Below are 1,354 nucleotides of genomic sequence, written 5' to 3'. Positions count from 1 at the left end.
GAGGTGGGGGAGGGCGGGACAAACTCCGCAATCCTACGTCGCGGACGTCCCGCCGCTCGGCGACCGGCGCCGGCGTCTCGTACCCCGCCGTCCTCCCGCCTCACCACTGCGGCGACGACCCGCCCGGGCCCCGGCGGACGCTCAGACGTGGACGACGGCACCGCCGTCGGCACCGGCACGGCCGCTCGCCCCGGCTCCGGCACCGGCACCCGCCCCGGCTCCGGCACCGGCACCCGCCCCGGCTCCGGCGTTCGTGTCGGCGGGGGTACCGGTCCGGGCCCCGCGCACGATCGCGGCCAGCCTCCGGTAGGAGTCCAGCAGCGCCGCACGGTCATAGGTGCTGGTCGTGACGAGGACCTCCTGCGCCCCCGTCTCGTTCAGCACCGACTCCAGCTCGCCGGCGACCTGTTCCTCGGTGCCCGCGATCTGCCCGGCGAGCCCGGACTCGTACAGGCCGCGTTCCTCCGCCGTCATGGTCCGGCCCTCGGCCCGTTCGGCGGGCGGCAGCGGCGGGAAGACGCCGTGGGTGCGGGAGTACGCCATCGACCAGGCCTCCGGTATCAGCAGCCGGTGGGCCGCCTCGGGAGTCGCCGCCACGGCGATCGTCCCGGAGACGACGACGTACGGCTCCGCCGCCCAGACGGACGGCCGGAAGCGGTCGCGGTAGCGGTCCACGCCGCGCCGCATCCGGTCCCGGTCGCGCAGGTCGCCGATGACCATCGGCAGCCCCGCCCGCGCGGCGATCTCCGCGCCCTCGCCCATGGCCAGCACGAAGGGCGGCACCCTCAGCCCGTGAGCCGGGTAGGCGTGCACTCCGGCGGGGGAGGAACCCCGGAACCAGTCGAGGAGTTCCGCCACCTGGCCGGCGAAGTCGTCCGCGTCGCCCTTGTCGCGGCCGAGCGCCCGGCGCACCCCGTCGGTGAAGCCCACCGAGCGCCCCAGGCCCATGTCGATCCGGCCGGGGAACAGCGACTCCAGCACGCCGAACTGCTCGGCCACCACCAGCGGCCGGTGGTTGGGCAGCATCACCCCGCCGGTTCCCACGCGGATCGTGCGCGTCGCCCCGGCCACGGCGGCGGCCAGCACGGTGGGCGCCGAACCCGCCACCCCGGGCACCCCGTGGTGTTCGGAGACCCAGAACCGGTGGTAGCCGAGGCGCTCGGCCTCCCTTGCCAGCGCCACGGTGTCCCGCAGCGCCTCGGCCCCGGTGTGTCCCTCGCGGACGCGCGAGCGGTCGAGGACGGAGAAGCGGGCGGACGCGATCACGGAACTCATACCGTGTTCAACGCCTGTCGGCCGTGAGGATTCCTGGACGGGGGCCCGGGTGCTCGGGTGCTGGGGGGCGGCCGAGGGC

At 75.8% G+C, this 1,354-nt stretch carries 1 protein-coding gene; it reads right to left on the bottom strand.

Features of this window, described 5'->3' with window-relative positions; translation table 11 throughout:
- Positions 1–141: 141 nt before the first annotated feature.
- Positions 142–1,275: an LLM class flavin-dependent oxidoreductase gene (locus tag KMS84_RS38530; protein WP_256921211.1), complete on the bottom strand. Its 1,134-nt coding sequence runs from the start codon at positions 1,273–1,275 to the stop codon at positions 142–144.
- Positions 1,276–1,354 lie beyond the last annotated feature (79 nt).

The organism is Streptomyces hilarionis (assembly GCF_024539675.1).
GTDB classification, from domain to species: Bacteria; Actinomycetota; Actinomycetes; order Streptomycetales; family Streptomycetaceae; genus Streptomyces; species Streptomyces hilarionis.
Note: the sequence above shows the minus strand (reverse complement) of the source record. Positions and strands in the feature narration are given on the sequence as shown.